The following is a 17,506-nucleotide window of genomic DNA, read 5'->3' on the forward strand; positions in this document are numbered from 1 at the left end:
CGCCCGAACCGCCGGTGCCCGAACCCGTCGCCGAACTTCCCGCGCCGCGCGCCGTCAATCCGGCCGCAGACCCGCCCCCGCCGCCGATACCGGCCGGAACGACGCTGCTCGGCGCCGCTGAATTCCGCCGTCTCGGCGACAGCCGCTACGTGATCGAACTCGCGAGCGGCAGCAGCCGCATCGCAGTCGAGCAGGAAGCGGCACACCAGATGACGGGGGAGATCTACCTGCTGCCGCTCACGCGCGACGGGGAACCGTGGTTTCTCGCGGTGCGCGGCGATTTCGACTCGGTCGACGCCGCCCGCGCCGCGCGTAACGAAGCGCTCGCAAGCGGCGCGGCGCGTATCGGCTGGCCGCGTCGTGTCGGTCCGCTCAAGCAGGAACTCGGCCGCTGAGGCAGGGCTGCGGCGCGCAACGCCGCGCTCGACCGCAGCACAGACCACGATGACAGTCCGCTGAATCGACATCCATCGCCCCACCCTCCCCGTGAAGGGGAGGGCCTGAATCGCAAGCGCGGAGTTCTTTCGCAACCATCGCGCGCCGTGGCTTCACTCTCTTTTCTGTTTTGGATCGAACCATGAACAACGATCGCTTCCTGCGCGCGCTGCGCTGCGAACCCGTGGACTGCACGCCGGTATGGCTGATGCGCCAGGCCGGGCGCTATCTGCCGGAATACCGCGCGACGCGCGCCCAGGCCGGCAGCTTCATGGCGCTGTGCACGAATCCCGAACTCGCCTGCGAAGTCACGCTGCAGCCGCTGCGCCGCTTCGCGCTCGATGCCGCGATCCTCTTTTCCGACATCCTGACGATTCCCGATGCGATGGGTCTCGGCCTGCATTTCGCCGAAGGCGAAGGGCCGAAGTTCCGCTCGCCCGTACGCACGGCCGCCGACGTCGAACGCATCGGCGTTCCCGATCCCGAGCAGGAATTGCGCTACGTCATGGATGCGGTGCGCACGATCCGGCGCGAACTCGACGGCCGCCTGCCGCTGATCGGTTTCGCCGGCAGTCCGTGGACGCTGGCCTGCTACATGGTGCAGGGCGAAGGCTCGTCGAACTTCGCGCTGCCCAAGGCCATGCTCTGGAACGAACCCGCCCTGATGCATCGCCTGCTCGACACGGTCGCGCGTTCGGTCGCGAGCTATCTCGCGGCCCAGGCGGCCGCCGGCGCGCAGGCGCTGATGGTGTTCGACACCTGGGGCGGCATGCTCGCGCCGGCGCAGTTCCAGGAATTCTCGCTGCGCTATCTCGCGCAGATCGCCGCGGCGCTGAAGTCGGACGCCGCGACGAAGGACGTTCCGCTGATCCTGTTCTCCAAGGGCGCAAACGGCCATCTGCCGGGTCTCGCCGCCACCGGCTGCGACGCACTCGGCGTCGACTGGACCATCGACCTGTCGAGCGCCCGGGCGCTCGTCGGCAACCACATCGCGCTGCAGGGGAATCTCGATCCTGCGGCGCTGCAGGCCTCGCCCGAAGCGATCCGGCGCGAAGTCGGCCGCGTGCTCGCCAGTCACGGCCCCGGCCCGGGCCACGTGTTCAACCTCGGCCACGGCATCACGCCCGACGTGAAGCCCGAGCACGTCGGTGCGCTCGTCGACGCCGTGCACGCGTTGTCAAAAAAATAAGTTCGCAGGGCGCAATAACTGAAGGGCGTTGCGCCGGTTCCGTCCCAGCCCCACCGCTCCGGTTGTCGGCGCAATACGAGATGCCGACGCGTTGAAAAATGCCGCCGGTGAAGAGGCCGGCACACTGCCTCCATGATTGGCGCGGAATGCAAAAAGATGCCGCGAGGCGCCAGAAAGTCGCCTCCAGGCCGGAAAGATGGCGCGATGCGCTGCGCTTGTTGCGCCCTGCGTTGTGCTCACGGCAACGGCTCCCACAGCACGTTGATGATGCGCCACTCGCCGTCGCTGCCGCGCACGACGTGCAGGTAGTCGACCCAGTCGTCCATGCGCAGTTTCACCGTCGCGGCGTTGCCGACGCCGTCGAGGATTTCGACGTCGGCGCGCTTGGCCGCCTTCGCATAGCGCTGCGCATTGGCCGGCGTGTTGCCGGCGAGGAGCCGCGTCTTGTCCATCTGGTCGAGCTGGCGCTTGCCGCTCTTGTCGCGCAGGTAAGCGCGCTTGGCGAGGTCGTCATGCAGCGAGCGCGCCATGCGTTCGCGATCGCCTGCGTACCAGCCCTGCGCATAGTCGAGCGCCGCGGCATGCACCGCGGCCTGGTCGGATTCGCCGAGTTCGACGTCTCCCGCGAACACCGGCAGTGCACAGAACGCGAGGACGAGTGGAAGGAGTCGCTTCATGAGTCGGAATGTCCTGAACGAAGGAAGGGCGGCAGCGATGCGTGAGGATGCCCGGATCGCGCGCGGCGTTCATCGCCGCGCGCCGGGCCGACACGATCACACGCCGGGCCGATCGGAACCTCATCGCGCGGGACTCGCATCGCCGAACTGCGCGGCGAGCACGGCGCGCGTCACCGGCTTGCGCAGGAATGCGTCGACGCCCGCGGCGAACGCGTCGCGCTCGGCGTCGGCGTCGCTGCGCGCGGTCAGAGCGACGAGTCTGAGCGGCTCGGCCGCGCCGCTCTCCTGCGCGCGCAGCAGCCGCGCGAGCTGCAGGCCGCTGACGTCGGGCAGATCGAGATCGAGCAGCACCGAGCGCGGTCGCCGCGCCGCGACCTCGGCCAGCGCCGCGAGCGCCTGCGGCACGTGGCGGACGCTGTGCCCGAGCGATTCGAGCAGTTCGCCGACGACGCGCGCGACGTTGGCTTCGTCCTCGACGAGCACGATGTCCTGCGCCGTGGCCGGCGCCGTGTCGCGCGTCGCCTGAATCGGCGCCTCGGCCGCCGGCAAATGCAGCTGCAGCGTGAACACGCTGCCGCGGCCCGGCGCGCTTTCGACAGCGATGCGGCCGCCCATGAGCTGGGCGAGTTCCTGCGAGATCGCGAGTCCGAGCCCGCTGCCGCCGGCACGACGCCCGGTCTCGTCCTGGCTGTAGCGCTGGAACAGGCGCGCCTGCATCGCCGCGTCGATACCCGGACCGGTGTCGCTGACGCGGAAGCACTGGTCGCCCGCGTCGGCACGCGCGAGTTCGAGCGTGACGCCGCCGGCGTCGGTGAACTTGATCGCATTGTTGACGAGGTTCAACAGGATCTGGCGCAGCCGCTGCGCGTCGCCGCTGACCGGTACCGGCGCCTGCACCGGCAGCCGTACGACGAAGCCGATGCCCTTGCGCGCGGCCAAGGCATGGCCGACGTCGGCAACATCGCGCAGCACGCCTTGCGGATCGAACGACGCGGCGACGAGCTGCAGCCGGCCGGCTTCGACGCGCGCGAGATCGAGCGCGTCGTTGACCAGCCGCAGCATGTGCTCGCCTGACGTGCGGATGCCGCTGACGTAGCTGTGCTGGCGCGGATTCAGCGGCGTGAGTTCGAGCAGTTCGGCCATGCCGAGCAGGCCCGTCATCGGCGTGCGTATCTCATGGCCCATGTGAGCGAGAAATTCGGATTTCGCGAGGCTGGCCTGCTCGGCCAGCTCGCGGCGCTGCGACGCGAGCGCGAGCGCGTGCTGACGTACGATCCGCCGGCGCCAGAGCAGCGCCGCGATCGCAAACAGAACACCGAGCAGCACGAGATACAGCGCGTAGGCCCAGGGCCGCGCCCACGGCGGCGCCTGCACGCTGAGCTGCAGCGGTGCGGCGAGTTCAACGACGTCGCCGAGACCGGTGTGCGCACGCACGTGCAGCCGATAGTCACCCGGACGCAGCTGCGCGAGTTCGCGCTGTCCCCCGCCGCTGCCGGCGCTCCAGTCGCTGTCGAAGCCCTGCAGCAGAAAGTCGTAGCGGTTGTCGGCGAGATACGACAGCGCGCGCGCCTCGATGCGCAGATCGCGATCGTTCCAGGCCAGCAGCGCCGGCTGCGCCGGATCGAATGCGTGGGCGCCGGTGCCGCGGCGCACCTGCACGCCGGTCAGCAGCAGCGGCGCCGGCGGCAGCCGCGGCTCGGCGGCGGCCGTATCGAACGCGATGAGGCCGTCGGTGGTTGCGGCGAGCGCGACACCGTCCTCGCGCAGCACGAGACTGCGGTCGATGAACTCCGAATCGATGAGGCTCGCGGCCGTGCCGTAGCGTCGCACCGCGCCGCTGCGCGTGTCCACGCGATACAGGCCGCGCGGCGTGCTGATCCAGAGCCGCTGCGCGGCGTCGAGTTCCATCGCGCCCGCGTCGAGCGCAGGCCAGCCGGCGGCCGCGTCGATCACGCGCTCGCGCACGAAGGCTTCGCCGCGCCGCACGTAGTGTTCGATCGCGCCGAAGCGATGCAGCCAGACACTGCCGTCGCGCGCGAACGCGAAGGCGTGCACGCGCGCGTCGGGCAGTCCGTCGACGGCGGCGAAACGCTCGCCGTCCTTCGCGCGCCGGTCGATGCCGCGCACGTGCGCGACCCAGAGCGCGCCATCGGGCGCGAGCCGCATCTGTTCGACGTCGGCGTCGCGCAGGCCGCTCGCGTCGGGCAGGAGACGCGTCACCGCCAGCGTGTCCGCGTCGATGCGCGCGAGACCCGCACCGCGCGCGCTGATCCAGACCGCGGCGCCGTCCTCGAGCATCAGGTCGATGGGCCCCGCGGGCAGCATGTCCGCGCGCGCCGCATCGGCGGCGAGATCGCGCGCGCCACCGGCCTCCGCATCGACGATGCGCAAGCCGCGATGCTGACCGAGCCACAGCCGCCCGCGCGCGTCCTGCATGACCGCGCGCCGGCGCTGTTCGATACCGCCGACGCGTTCGCCCCAGCGCGCGACGGCGCCGCTGCGCAGGTCGATGCGATCGACCGCGCCGGCCATCGTCACCGACCACGCGACGCCGTCGCGGCCGTGCGCGATGCCCTGCACGCGTCCGGGCGACAGGCTGTGCACGTCGCCGGGCTGTTCGCGCCATTGTGAAAACAGGCGCCAGGTCGGCGGCAGATAGGCCACGCCGCCGTCGATCGCGGCAAACCAGACGCCGCCTTCCCGATCGGCGAGCAGATCGAAGATCGCCTCGCCCGGCAGTCCGCCGGGCACGCGCGGCTGGGCGCGGTAGACGGTTTCGAAATGCTGCGCGTCGTGACGCACGGCGCCGAGCCGCGTCGCGAGCCAGAGGTCGCCCTGCGCGTCGCGCACGCTCGCATACAGCATGCGCTGCGCCGCATTCGGGTCGAGCCGCTCGACCGTGCGCGCGGCATCGATGCGGAACAGGCCCGCCGACGTCGCGGCGAGCACGGCATCGCCGTCGGTGCAGAGCGCGAGCACCTGCGGCGGATCGCCCTCGCGCAGCCGGACGGTTTCGACCTTGCCGTCGCGCGTACGCCGCGCGAGCCCCTTGTCCATGCCGATCCAGAGGCTGCCGTCCTGCGCGCCGAACAGGCTCAGCACGATGTCCGACGGCAGCCCGGTGCCGTCGGCGGCGCGGTGATGATCGAAGCCGGAGCCGTCGTCGCGCAGCCGGTCGAGTCCTCCCGAATAGGTGCCGACCCAGATCGCTCCGCCGGCGTCCTGACTCACGGCCCAGACGTCATCGGCGGCGAGGCTCGCCGGATCGGCCGGGTCGTGGCGATAGCGGCGAAAACGCGTGCGCGTTTCGTCGAGCACGTTGAGCCCGCTGCCTTCGCCGCCGGCCCAGACGCGGTTGCCGCGATCGACGAACAACGCCGAGACCTCGTTGCCGGCGATCGACGCGGCGTCACCGGGAATCGTGCGCCAGACACGGAAGCTGACGCCGTCGTAGCGCGCAAGACCGTCGTGCGTGCCGATCCAGACGAAGCCGTCGCGATCTTCGGCGAGCTTGTAGACGATCGACGACGGCAGGCCGTCGGCGACGCCGAAGTGCCGGAACATCGGGGTTGCCGCCATCGGCGCGGCGCGCGCGGCGACCGCGCACAGCATCAACAGCCCGGCCAGCGACCAGCGCAGCAGCATGCTCACCTCCAGCGGACCGCGGCATCGTGCGACGCACGCGGCGAATCGCGATACGGTTGCCGCGCGCGGGCGCTCGGCCGCGCCGCCCCGGCCGGCGCGCGCCGATGATGCCAGAAGCACGTGCGCGCGGCCCAAAATGCACAAAGCGTCATCGATGCGCCGGCGTCGTACGGCGATACCTGCGGCGTCGGCGACTTGCGTACTATCGGCGCATGAACGCCCCGGACACGCGCCAGCTGCGCGCCCTGCTCGCCCTGGCCCTCGCGCTCGCCGCGATCGCCCTGCTCTGGCTGCTGCTCGGCGCGACGCGCAGCGCGCTCGAACTCTGGCGCGAACTGGCCGGGCTGCCGGCGCTGCTGCGCTATGCGCTGATCGGCGCACTCGCCGCGTTCGCGGGACTCAGCACCTGGGCGGTCTGGCGGCTGCTGCATCCGCGTCCGCGCGCCGCACGTCCGGTCGCAGCACCGAGCCGCGACACGGTCGAACAGAGGATCCGCCAGCTGCAGTCGCGACAGGCGGAAACCACGCGCTTCGAAGCCGAACTGCAGGAGCTCGACCGCCGCGCCGCGGCCGGCGAGCGCTACGTCGCGGTGTTCGGCGAAATCAGCGCAGGCAAGTCGAGTCTCGTCCGCGCGCTCGCGCCCGAGGCCCAGGTCGACGTCGACGTGCTCGGCGGCACGACGACGCTCGTGAGCCATCACCGCGGCCGCGTCGACGCTCTCGACATCGTGCTCGCCGACGTGCCCGGCATGCAGGAAGTCCAGGCGCGCGAACGCGAGGCGCTGGCGCGCGACGAAGCGCTGCGCGCGCATGCCGTCGTCTATGTCGCTGGCGGCGACGTCACGCGCGCGCAGGACCAGGAACTGCGCTGGCTGCGCGGCTACGGCAAGCCGCTGCTGCTCGCGCTGAACAAGATCGACCAGTACGACGACACGCAGCGCACGCAGTTGCTCGCGACGCTGCGCGAACGCTATGCCGGTATCGTCGATCGCGTCGTCGCGGTGCAGGCCGGCGGCCGCGAGTCGTTCGTGCGCCGCCTCGCCGACGGCCGCGAGGAACGCGTCGTGCGCGACGCGCCGCCGCAGCTCGATCCGCTGCGCGAGGCGCTGCGGGACTGCCTCGACGCCGATACCGGCGCGCTCGAGCAGGCACGCGCCGGCGCCGTGATCGGCAGGCTCGGCGAGCAGCTCGGCACGGCCGAACGCGCGATGCGGGAACGCGAATCGCAGGCCATCGTCGACCGGCATACGCGGCGCGCGATCATCGGCGCGCTCGCGGCCGTCGCGCCGGGCACCGATCTGCTGATCCAGGGCGCGCTCGCGACGTCGCTCGTGCGCGAACTCGCCGCGCTGCATGAGATTCCGGTCAAGCAGATCGATCTCGACGCGTTCCTGCGCGACGCGGCGCTGAATCTGCGCACGACGAGTTCGATCGTGCTCGCGATCGCCGGCAACGCGCTCAAGGCGTTTCCGGGACTCGGCACGCTCAGCGGCGGCGTCGTGCACGCGGTCGCCTATGGCCTGATCTTCGACAGCCTCGGGCATGCGGTCGGCCGCACGCTGCTCGAACAGCATCGCTTCGATCAGGAGCAGGCGCAGCAGACCTTGCAGCGACTGCTGTCGGAACAGGCGCGCAGCCGCGTCGCGCACGTCGCGAAACTCGCGCTGGACGGGCTGGCCGGCGACCGCGACGCGCGCTGAAAGATCCGCCGGATTGTTGCGCCGCGGGCGCAACTGCATTTCCGCCGCGCGCGCTTCTGCCCGCCGTGACAATCTGCGAAGCTAGCCGCCATGCGACTGCGCCCGCTTCCGCTGCTGTGCCTCTGCCTGCCTCCGCTCGCCGCCGCGCCGGCGTTCGCGCAGCCGCGGGCCTGGCGCGCCGATCCCGTGCACACGCAGGTGATGTTCAGCATCGATCACCAGGGCTTCAACCGCAGCCTCGGCCTGTTCAAGATTTCCGACGGCCGGCTGCAGTTCGACGCGGACGACTGGAGCAGCGCGCAGCTCGACGTCAGCGTCGATGTCGCCTCGCTGCTGCTCGGCGACGCCAAATGGGAAGAGGCCGTGAAGTCCTGGCGTTTTCTCGATGCGAAGCGCTGGCCGCAGGCGCGCTATCGCAGCCGCAGCGTCGAGCGCGGCGAGGACGGCCGCGGCACGATCCGCGGCGAACTCGAACTGCACGGCCGCACGCATCCGCTCGACCTGCAGTTCCGGCTCAACAAGCTCGCGAGCGACCCGTACACGTTCAAGCGCACGGCCGGGTTTTCCGCGACCGCGACGCTCAGGCGCAGCGACTACGGCATCGACAAAGTAATGAGCGCGGTCGGCGACGCGGTGGAACTGCGCATCGAAGCCGCGTTCGTGCGCGACCGCGACGCTGCCGATCCGCCCGCAACGACATCCGCGACGAAGGACGACAGCGATGGCCTGGAAGAGTGACGCAAACCGCTGGGGCGCCGGCGCCCGCACGCTGCACTGGCTCATGGCCGTGCTCATCATCTGTCTGGGCGCCGTCGGGTTGTACATGGCCGACCTGCCGAATTCGCCGCAGAAGATAAAGATATACGCGCTGCACAAGTCGATAGGCCTGACCGTGCTCGCACTGCTCGTGCTGCGCGTTGCCTGGCGCATGGCCGACCGCCGGCCCGACGAAGTGCCGATGCCGCACTGGCAGGCGCTGGCCGCGCGTGCGACGCATCTGTTCCTCTACGTGCTCATGCTCGTGCTGCCGCTGTCGGGCTGGATGTACAACTCGGCCTCGGGCTATCCGCTGCAGTGGTTCGGCCTTTTCAACCTGCCGAGCCTGACCGGGGGCGCCGATGCGTCCCTCAAGGGCGTCGCGCACGCCGTGCACGAATACGGCTTCTATCTGCTCGCCCTGCTGCTCGCGGCCCATGTCGGCGGCGCGCTGAAGCATCACTTCGTCGATCGCGACGACACACTCGTTCGCATGCTGGGGCTGTTGCGCCGGCGCGGCACGCCCCCCATCTCGGACGAACCCGCCACGGCGGCGCCGGTGCCGCCCGCGGCGCCGGTCGTACCGCCGCCGGCCACCGTCACGTCCCAGGAGAATCCGAACCCATGAAGCGCTTCGCAATGATCGCCCTGCTCGCCGCCGCTGCCGGCGGTGTGGAGGCCAAGGACTGGACCGTCGATCCGTCCAGCACGCTCGGCTTTGCCGGCACCTACCAGGGCGAGAAGTTCAGCGGCAAGTTCGCGCGCTTCACCGCGAAGATCGCGCTCGACAAGGCCGACCTCGCGAACGCGAAGCTCGACGTCGAGATCGACGTGACCAGCGCGACGACCGGCAATTCCGACTACGACGGCGAGCTCAAGGGCGCGGCGTTCTTCGACTACGCGAAGTTTCCGAAGGCGCGTTTCGTCAGCACGGCGGTCAAGGAGTCGGGCGGCGCGCTCGTCGCCGACGGCACGCTGACGATCCGCGACAAGTCCAAGCCCGTGCAGCTCACGCTCGACTTCAAGCCGGCCGGCGACGCGGCGACGCTCGACGTGCAGACCACGCTCAAGCGCCTGGACTTCGACGTCGGCACGGGCGACTGGGCCGACACGAGCCTGATCGCCGCGGACGTCGCGGTGACCTCGCACCTCGTCCTGAAGTGACCGCCGCGGCGCACGCGCGCCGCCGCTCGCAGCGGCGATGAACAACCCCTTCGGCGGCTGGTTCGATTCCGTCGCCCGCTGGTGGCGCAGCGACGCGCCGCCAGCGGCGTCGACCTCGCCCGCCGACCAGGCCAGCGACGCGCTGCGCCAACTGCTCGACGACCCGACCGTGCCCGAATCGGTGCGGCGCGAACTCGGCAACGAGTTCGCGCGCATCCAGTCGCTGCTCGACAAGCTCGCGCGCAGCGAACTGCATGTCGCCGTGTTCGGGCGCGTTTCGGTCGGCAAGTCCGCGCTCGGCAACGCGCTGCTCGGGCTGGACGCGTTCGGGACCGGCGTGCTCCACGGCACGACGACGCGCGCGGAACAGCAGCGCTGGACCGAAGCCGGCGGCTCGGGCCTGCATCTGATCGACACGCCGGGCATCAACGAACTCGACGGCGAGGCGCGCGAGCGGCTCGCGTTCGAGGTCGCCGAGATCAGCGACCTCGTGCTGTTCGTCGTCGACGGCGACATGACCCAGGTCGAGCGCGATGCGCTCGCGACGCTCGCGGCAACCGAGCGGCCGCTGCTGCTCGTGCTCAACAAGGCCGATCGCTACGACGATTCCGAGCGCGAACGCCTGCTCGTCCGCCTGCGCGAACACACCGCGGGCATCGTGCCGCCGGCCAACGTGCTCGCCTGCGCGGCGAGTCCGGCGCCGCAGCGCGTGGTCGAGGTCGACGCGCAGGGCCGCGAACGCGAGCGGCGCGAAGCCCGCCCGCCCGAGGTCGACGACCTGCGCGAACGCCTGCTCGCGATCTGCGCGCGCGAAGGCAAGACGCTGTCGGCGCTGAACGCCGGCCTGTTCGCGGGTCGGCTGTCCGACCAGGTCGCGCAGCGCATCGCCGAGGTCCGCCGCGGCGTCGCCGACACGGTGATCCGCTACTACTGCCTCGCCAAAGGCGTCGCCGTCGCGCTGAATCCCGTGCCGGTCGCCGACCTGCTCGCTGCGGCCGCGCTCGACGCGGCGCTCGTGATGCATCTGGGAAAGGTATACGGCCTGCCGCTGACGCGGCGCGAGGCGGGCCAGCTGATCCTGACGATCTGCGCCCAGCTCGCCGCGCTCATGGGCGCGATCTGGGGCGTGCACCTCGTCGCTTCCGCACTGAAGGTCGCGAGCGCCGGCGTGTCGACGCTGCTGACTGCCGGCGCGCAGGGCGCGCTGGCCTGGTACGCGACGCAGGTCGTCGGCCGCGCGGCCGAACGCTATCTCGTCGCCGGCAAGTCCTGGGGCGATTCGGGTCCGAAGCGCGTCGTGCAGGACATCGTCGCGCAGCTCGACCGCGATTCGATCCTGCGCGAGGCGCGCGAGGAAATCCTCGCGCGGCTGCGCGGCGGCGCCGCGCGCTGAAGGCTCTTCCAAGGAAGGTACGATGCTACTTCTGCAATTGTCCGCCGCGCAGGCACCGGCCGAGTGCGCGCTGGCCGTGGCCAAGGCGCTCGCGCTGCTGCAGCGCGAGGCACTCGCACCCGATGTGGGACCGCAAACGCTCGAAGCCGAGCCCGGGCGGAGTCCGATGGCTGGCGCTCGCTCGTGCTGGCGCTCGACGGCGACGCTGCCGCGGCACTCGCGCGGCGCTGGAGCGGAACGCTGCCGCGGATCTGCGCGAGCCCCTATCGGCCGACGCACCGGCGCAGGAACGGGTTCTTCGGCGGACGCGCGTTCGAGCTGCCGGCAACCAGCGACGACGGCGCCGTGCGCTTCGAAGCCGTGCGCGCGTCAGGCCCCGGCGGCCAGCACGTCAACAACGCCGCGAGCGCCGTGCGCGCCACCCATCTTGCGAGCGGCATCAGCGTGAAGGTGCAGAGCGAGCGCAGCCAGCTCGCGAACAAGCGGCTCGCGCTCGCATTGATCCGGCAGCGGCTGGCCGAACAGGCCGGGGCCGTCGCTGCCGGACAGCGCACCGACCGGCATCAGGCGCATCGGACCATCGATCGCGGCAATGCGCAGCGGACGTTCCGCGGCGCCGCGTTCATTCCGGACGCCGATTGATCGCCGCACGCGGAATCGACGCCGGACCGCCCGCCCATGACCGGAACTCATGCCTGCGCGAGCCAGGCCGACACCGTCGCCGCGTCGAACGGCCAGTCCAGTTCGCGCTGGCCGTCGTCGTCGCGCAGCACGGGCACGCGCTCGCCGTAGAGCGCTTCGAGCGTGTTGTCGAAATCGACGAAGACGCTGGAGAAATCCGGCACGCGGGCCTCGGCCAGCACGTCCAGCGCGAGATCGCACAAATGACAGTCGTCGCGTTGGAAAAGCACAAGTCGCATCGTCATGAGGTCCGGGCCGCCGGGGCCGGATAGAATAAACAACCCAGCCCGCCGGAATCCGTTTCATGGCCGTCAGCGTGTTCGACATCTTCAAGATCGGCATCGGGCCGTCTTCCTCGCACACGGTCGGGCCGATGCGCGCGGCGGCGCGCTTCGTCAGCCACTGGATCGAGGAACGCGGCCTGCTCGACCGGGTCGTGCGGATTCGCGGCGAACTGTTCGGCTCGCTCGCGCACACCGGCCGCGGCCACGGCACCGACAAGGCCGTGCTCTGCGGTTTCGAGGGCGAATGGCCGGACCGCATCGATCCGGACATCATCGAAGGCACGCTCGCGCGCATCCGCAACGACAGGCGCATCCGCCTGCTCGGCCGACACGAAGTCGACTTCGACGAAAAGCGCGACCTGATTTTCAACAAGCGCCAGAAGCTGCCGTATCACTCCAACGGCATGCGCTTCACGGCCTACGGCGCGAACGACGAAGTGCTCGCGACGCGCGACTACTACTCGGTCGGCGGCGGGTTCGTCGTCAATCACGACGAAGCCGCCGAAGACCGCATCGTGCCCGACACGACGCCGCTGCCGTATCCGTTCCACAGCGGCGACGAACTGCTCGCGCGCTGCAGCGAGGCCGGCAAAAGCATCGCCGAGGTCATGCTCGCGAACGAACTGGCCTGGCGCAGCGAGACCGAGATCCGTGGCGGGCTGCTCACGATCTGGAAAGCGATGCAGGCATGCGTCATGCGCGGCACACGCGAAGCCGGCGTGCTGCCCGGCGGACTCAAGGTCTCGCGCCGCGCGCACAACATGCAGGCCGAATTGCTCGCGCGCCCCGAAGCCGCGCTCAAGGATCCGCTGACCATCCTCGACTGGGTCAATCTCTACGCGCTCGCCGTCAACGAGGAAAACGCGGCCGGCGGACGCGTCGTGACGGCCCCGACCAACGGCGCCGCCGGCATCATTCCGGCCGTGCTGCACTATTTCGACCGCTTCTGCCCCGCCGCGAACGAAGACCGCATCGTCGATTTTCTGCTGACCGCCGGCGCGATCGGCATCCTCTACAAGGAAAACGCGTCGATCTCGGGCGCCGAGGTCGGCTGCCAGGGCGAGGTCGGCGTGGCGTGCTCGATGGCTGCGGGCGGACTCACCGCCGCGCTCGGCGGCACGATCTATCAGGTCGAGAACGCGGCCGAGATCGGCATGGAACACAACCTCGGCCTGACCTGCGATCCGATCGGCGGCCTCGTGCAGATTCCGTGCATCGAGCGCAACGCGATGGGCGCGGTCAAGGCGATCAATGCCTCGCGCATGGCGCTGCGCGGCGACGGCAAGCACCGCGTGTCGCTCGACAAGGTCATCAAGACCATGCGCGACACCGGCAAGGACATGCAGGACAAGTACAAGGAAACGAGCCGCGGCGGTCTCGCGGTCAACGTCATCGAGTGCTGAGCGCCGCACGGGCGCGAACTCATTCTTCCCAGTCGCAGTTCTCGCGCGCGTCGGCCGCGCGCTTGGCGGCCTGCTGCGCGACGGCCGGGTTGTACAGCCCGACATAGGCGCCGTACTTGCGCGCGGCGCGTTCGCCGAGGCTTTCGTCCGGCGTGTAGGCGCGCGCGAAGCGCGTTCGCTTGCAGCGCACGATGTTGTGGCCGCGCTGCAGCATCTCCTCGGCCGCGAGCTTGTCGCGCTCCAAAGGATGCAGCGGCTCGGTAACCGGTGCGACGGGCGAGACGCGCAGGCTGCCGTCGGCGTTGTAGAGGCTGGGTGCCGCCGGCGTCGCGACGACGCCTTCGGACTCGCCGGCCGACGGCGCGGGCGCTTCGACCGGGCGGACGGCCTGCTCGCGGCGCGTCGGCGCCGGCGCGTTGCGTGCCGTTCCGGTCGGCGGCGCCGTGACCGACATCGGCGGCAGTTCGCGCACCGTCGACGCCTCGGGCAACGGCGGCGGCGGCCGTTCGATCAGCGAAACGCGCAGCACGTCGCGGCGGTCGTCCGCGAACGGCTTCATGCGCATGCCGTCGCGCACGAGCAGCACGATCAAAAGATGAGCGAGCAGCACGACGACGATCGCGATCGCCACGCGGCGCCGGTTGACATCCGGCGGCCGCCAGCGCAGCTCGTGCAGCAGCGCGCGCCGCAGCGGCAATACCCGCGCGGCAATCTGCGCGGGATCGACACTCGGCGGGCGTGGCCGTTCAGGCCGGATGGCGGGCTGCGCTTCGGCGCTCATGCGACAGGACGAGGAAAGAGGCGCGCAGTCTAGCGGGCACGGACATTAGAAATCGGTTAGCCGCGGCGCCGCCGAGTTCGGCGTATCGATGCCATTCATGCCGTCGCGTCGGCGGCGTACAGGCTTACGCGACCGGGCTCGTGCGCGCATGATCGGCGACTGACGAGCCGGGGGCAGGACTGCGCGATGCAGCATGAACACGACGACGCCGGATTCGGCATCGGCACGGACTACGCCGTGTTTCAGCTCGCGAAGGCGCTGACGACGCGGCGCACTCACGGCAACCGCGACGTACGGATTCGCGCTTCGGCGCGTATCCGGCGCTGGCTGCGCGTCCTCGGGCATGCCTTCCGCGGAACCGCACGCTACGGCTCGCGCACGCCGTTCGGCGACCTTCCGGCCTGGGTCACGCTCGAGGTCGCCACAGGCGGTTTCGCCACCGGCCGGCTGCTCGCCGGCGGAGAACTGACGGCATACGAACGGCAGCTCGCCGCATCGATTCCCGGCGTGCGCGCCGGACGCGAACGGCTCGACCTCAACCGCTATTTCCTGTCCGACGCCGGCATCGCCGAACTGCGGCAGCGGCTGGTCCGGCGCGATTTCGCGATCGAGGTTCCCGAAGAGGCCGCGCTGCTGACCGTGGCCTGGCTGCTGGACCGCGGACACACCGGCCGCGCCCGCGCGCTCGTCCAGACCATTGCGCCGTTTCTCGCACGACTGCGCTTCTTTCCGGGACCGGGTGCTGCCGCCGTGACCGGCGGCTACGACGTGATCCAGCTCCGCGTCGCCAGTGTCGGCGACGTCGCCGACGTGCTTTCGAATCTCGACGAACCCCACGCCGTCGCCACGCAGCGCTATGCGGTCGAACGATGGCTGCCGTGGTACGACACGGCGATCGCACTGCTGCTCGAAACCTGTGCCGACGACTGGCCCTGCCAGCGCTATCCCGACGGCTGGCACGAACGCGCCGCGGCGCACGCGAAAGCCTACGATCTCGCAAACCGCAACGGCCCGCGCCCCGGAAAGCGCGGGCGCATCGCCGAATTGCGCGGGCTGCTCGATCGCTGTGTGCGCGACGCGCCATCGATGAGCGGACGCGAAGTCGCGCGCCTCCGGCAATTGATCGGCGACTTCGTGCAGCGCTACGGGCACCCGGCCGGCGCTGAGCACCGGCAACGGCGCGAGCGACAGCGACAGGAGTTCGGTGTGCCGCCGTACCACCGGTTCGGAAAAGTCGTCGCCGCGCGACTGCTGCCCTATCGTCGCGACGGCGGGCTGTCCGACCCCGACGCGCTCGCCCATGCCGTCACCGCCGACGAGGCTGCCTTCCACGCGATCGCCGCGGGCAGCGCGATTCCGCTGCCGGTTCTGCGGCGCCTGCGCCGCTGCCGCAGCGGATCGCTCGGCGAACTCGTCGGCCATCGGCTGATCACCTCGGGCGACGCGATGGCGCGCATGATCCCGCAGATGTCCGCAGCCGCGCGCGCGGCCGCGTTTGCCGACAGCGACCTGCGCGAACTCTATGCGGCGACCTACCGCGCGTTCCGCAAGCGCCGCTCGCTGCTGTTGCTCAATCTCGCGCATCAGGTCCGGCTTGGCGAACTGCCATGGATCGATGCGATCGCCCCGGAGCGGCATCCGGATGCCTCGTCGAGAACGGCGGCGCGCGCCGTGCTGCACGAGACCGCGGCGCTCGCGATCGGTTCGTTCCCGTTCGCGATTCCGCCCAACAAGCTGCTGCAGGAATTCCGCGCGCTCGCCGAGGCCGGCGGGCTCGATCTCGTCTTCCTCGACGAACTCGCGGCCGACATCTTCATGGGCTGCTTTTCGCCGAAATTCTTCCGCGCCGCGCGCGAAGCGGCAGGCGCGCTGCGCGGCGGCCTGTATGCACGCTATTACGGACTCGACCTCGACGAGATCGCACGCCTCGCGCCGGCTTCCTCGCGCACCGACTACTCGCCCGGGCGATCGCAGACCGACGCGCTGGCCTCACTGTGCGCACGGCGCGCTGGCGTCAGACCCGGCGGATGGTCGCCGGCAGTCAACGGCATGATCATCGAGCAGCAGCAGATCGTCACGACCCACAACCTCGCGACGCTGTTCTTCGGTGCGGAGCTGCGCGGGCGGCTCGACGCGCCGTTGCCGTTGCTGGTCTCGACCTGCTTCGCCTGGATCTGCGGACGCCTGCAGATGAAATGCGGCGACCATCATGCGCAGCTCGTGACGATCAAGAAGGCGGCCTGCGCATGGCGCCAGCTCGTGTTCTATGCGTCGCTGCTCGACGACGAAGCGCGTGCGGTCAGCCTCGCGGAAATGCAGGCACATTTCTATGCGCAGCCCGCCGCGTTCCGCAGGCGCTTCGAACCGGCGGTGATTGGCCTGCGCAACGTCGCGGCCGGGCGTCCGCTCGATGACCAGGGCGGCCGGCAGTTCCTCGGCTGGTCGGCCGCTCCGCACTGGCTGCTGGTACCCGCCCAATAAAAAACGGGCACCCGTAGGTGCCCGTTCGTCCCGATCCGGCACCATCCCGGTGCCGGTGTGTCTGCGCTCTTACGTCAGGGAGTCGGCGCGTGTTTCAAGGAGCGCCTCTTGCCCGATTACTCCGCGGGCGTGACGCCGCGGTCGACCCGGACGCGCAGGCGGTTGCCCGGGTGATGGTCCATCGTGGTGTGATAGGTATCTCCACGATAGCGGTAGGTCACCTCGTAGCCGACGATGTCGTCATTGCCGCGGTACGTGGTTTCCTCGCGGCAGCGCGTCTCATAGTCGCGCACGTAGCCGCCGCTGGTCTGGTAGTACGTGCCGCCGCGCTTGGACGTGTTGTTGCCGACCGCGCCGCCGATCACCGCGCCGGCAATGGTCGCCGCCTTGCGGCCGTCGCCCTTGCCGACCTGGTTGCCGAGCGCGCCGCCGATCACGGCACCGAGCACGGTCGCGCCGGTGTGGTCGCGGCGTGCGGTGTAGCCCGGCTCGTAACGGTCGACCGGCTGGTCGTAACAGACTTCGCGGCTGACCGGACGACGCGTCCGTTCGACGATCGGATCGACATCGATCACGGTCGCCCAGTCATAGCGCACTTCGTAGCGGCCGTAATCCCGCTGATAGGCAAGTGCCGGAGTGGAAAGCGCCACGCCAGCCGCCAGGGCCATGGTGATGAATACGGTGTTCTTCATATCGCCTCCTACTCCGGGCAGTCGTTGCCCGGTTGCGGCCCAAGTTAGGGGCGAGCGGATGAATTCCTAGTTAATTCCTACAGTTACGCAGCGTTCATTCAGTTCCCGGGGGAACTTGTGACGTGCCCGTATGGATTGTTTCGGCCTGTATCCAGCGCAGCGCCCGCGCCGCCGTGTCCGCTGCCGGCCGCCCGAGGAGCGCACCGACATGGCTGCAGCGGTCGA

At 70.2% G+C, this 17,506-nt stretch carries 15 protein-coding genes; 10 read left to right on the forward strand and 5 right to left on the reverse strand.

Translation table 11 applies throughout. The annotated features are described in order from the left end of the window. Together VLF18_RS13980 and hemE are read left to right on the forward strand one after the other, a co-directional pair. The coding region (locus tag VLF18_RS13980) for a hypothetical protein (RefSeq protein WP_325280244.1) at positions 1–395 on the forward strand (395 nt) is incomplete at its 5' end. 182 nt (positions 396–577) lie between these two features. Next, positions 578–1,624, forward strand: a complete 1,047-nt coding sequence (gene hemE, locus VLF18_RS13985) for a uroporphyrinogen decarboxylase (RefSeq protein WP_325280245.1) — start codon at positions 578–580, stop codon at positions 1,622–1,624. 236 nt (positions 1,625–1,860) lie between these two features. Here the strand turns inward: hemE and VLF18_RS13990 are convergent, their stop codons facing one another. Beyond that, positions 1,861–2,301, reverse strand: a complete 441-nt coding sequence (locus VLF18_RS13990; protein WP_325280246.1) for a nuclear transport factor 2 family protein — start codon at positions 2,299–2,301, stop codon at positions 1,861–1,863. Between the two features lie 120 nt (positions 2,302–2,421). Next, positions 2,422–5,946: a hybrid sensor histidine kinase/response regulator gene (locus tag VLF18_RS13995; protein ID WP_325280247.1), complete on the reverse strand. Its 3,525-nt coding sequence runs from the start codon at positions 5,944–5,946 to the stop codon at positions 2,422–2,424. Positions 5,947–6,158: 212 nt separating this feature from the next. On the opposite strand from VLF18_RS13995, the gene VLF18_RS14000 reads away from it, so the two are divergent. From VLF18_RS14000 to prfH, 6 genes are all read left to right on the forward strand, one after another. Then, entirely contained in the window at positions 6,159–7,646 is a 1,488-nt protein-coding gene (locus VLF18_RS14000) for a GTPase (protein WP_325280248.1), read from the forward strand. A 90-nt stretch (positions 7,647–7,736) separates the two neighbouring features. Further along, positions 7,737–8,384, forward strand: a complete 648-nt coding sequence (locus tag VLF18_RS14005) for a YceI family protein (protein WP_325280249.1) — start codon at positions 7,737–7,739, stop codon at positions 8,382–8,384. Next, on the forward strand, positions 8,368–9,030 hold the full coding sequence (locus tag VLF18_RS14010) for a cytochrome b (RefSeq protein WP_325280250.1): 663 nt from the start codon (positions 8,368–8,370) through the stop codon (positions 9,028–9,030). The genes VLF18_RS14005 and VLF18_RS14010 overlap by 17 nt, the downstream gene beginning before the upstream one ends. Then, entirely contained in the window at positions 9,027–9,566 is a 540-nt protein-coding gene (locus tag VLF18_RS14015) for a YceI family protein (protein ID WP_325280251.1), read from the forward strand. Before VLF18_RS14010 ends, VLF18_RS14015 begins: the two co-directional genes overlap by 4 nt. 37 nt (positions 9,567–9,603) lie before the next feature. Next, positions 9,604–10,959 (forward strand): GTP-binding protein, encoded by a 1,356-nt coding sequence (locus tag VLF18_RS14020; RefSeq protein WP_325280252.1) that lies wholly within the window; start codon positions 9,604–9,606, stop codon positions 10,957–10,959. Between the two features lie 63 nt (positions 10,960–11,022). Next, complete coding sequence (gene prfH, locus VLF18_RS14025; RefSeq protein ID WP_325280253.1) at positions 11,023–11,601, forward strand: peptide chain release factor H; 579 nt, start codon at positions 11,023–11,025, stop codon at positions 11,599–11,601. 47 nt (positions 11,602–11,648) lie between these two features. Here prfH and VLF18_RS14030 read toward each other — a convergent pair whose 3' ends face one another. Further along, positions 11,649–11,879: a glutaredoxin family protein gene (locus VLF18_RS14030; protein ID WP_325280258.1), complete on the reverse strand. Its 231-nt coding sequence runs from the start codon at positions 11,877–11,879 to the stop codon at positions 11,649–11,651. 65 nt (positions 11,880–11,944) lie between these two features. Between VLF18_RS14030 and VLF18_RS14035 the strand changes: the two genes are divergently transcribed. Continuing rightward, positions 11,945–13,327, forward strand: coding sequence for an L-serine ammonia-lyase (locus VLF18_RS14035; RefSeq protein ID WP_325280254.1), 1,383 nt, complete (start codon positions 11,945–11,947; stop codon positions 13,325–13,327). A gap of 19 nt (positions 13,328–13,346) precedes the next feature. Here the strand turns inward: VLF18_RS14035 and VLF18_RS14040 are convergent, their stop codons facing one another. Continuing rightward, the gene (locus VLF18_RS14040; RefSeq protein ID WP_325280255.1) at positions 13,347–14,108 is read right to left on the reverse strand and encodes a hypothetical protein; all 762 of its coding nucleotides are present in this window, start codon (positions 14,106–14,108) and stop codon (positions 13,347–13,349) included. A 186-nt stretch (positions 14,109–14,294) separates the two neighbouring features. On the opposite strand from VLF18_RS14040, the gene VLF18_RS14045 reads away from it, so the two are divergent. Further along, a complete protein-coding gene (locus VLF18_RS14045; protein WP_325280256.1) occupies positions 14,295–16,589 on the forward strand; it encodes a hypothetical protein in 2,295 nt (764 codons plus the stop codon). A gap of 116 nt (positions 16,590–16,705) precedes the next feature. Here VLF18_RS14045 and VLF18_RS14050 read toward each other — a convergent pair whose 3' ends face one another. Continuing rightward, on the reverse strand, positions 16,706–17,281 hold the full coding sequence (locus VLF18_RS14050; protein ID WP_325280257.1) for a glycine zipper 2TM domain-containing protein: 576 nt from the start codon (positions 17,279–17,281) through the stop codon (positions 16,706–16,708). Positions 17,282–17,506 lie beyond the last annotated feature (225 nt).

This window comes from Tahibacter sp., assembly GCF_035481375.1.
Lineage (GTDB): Bacteria > Pseudomonadota > Gammaproteobacteria > Xanthomonadales > Rhodanobacteraceae > Tahibacter.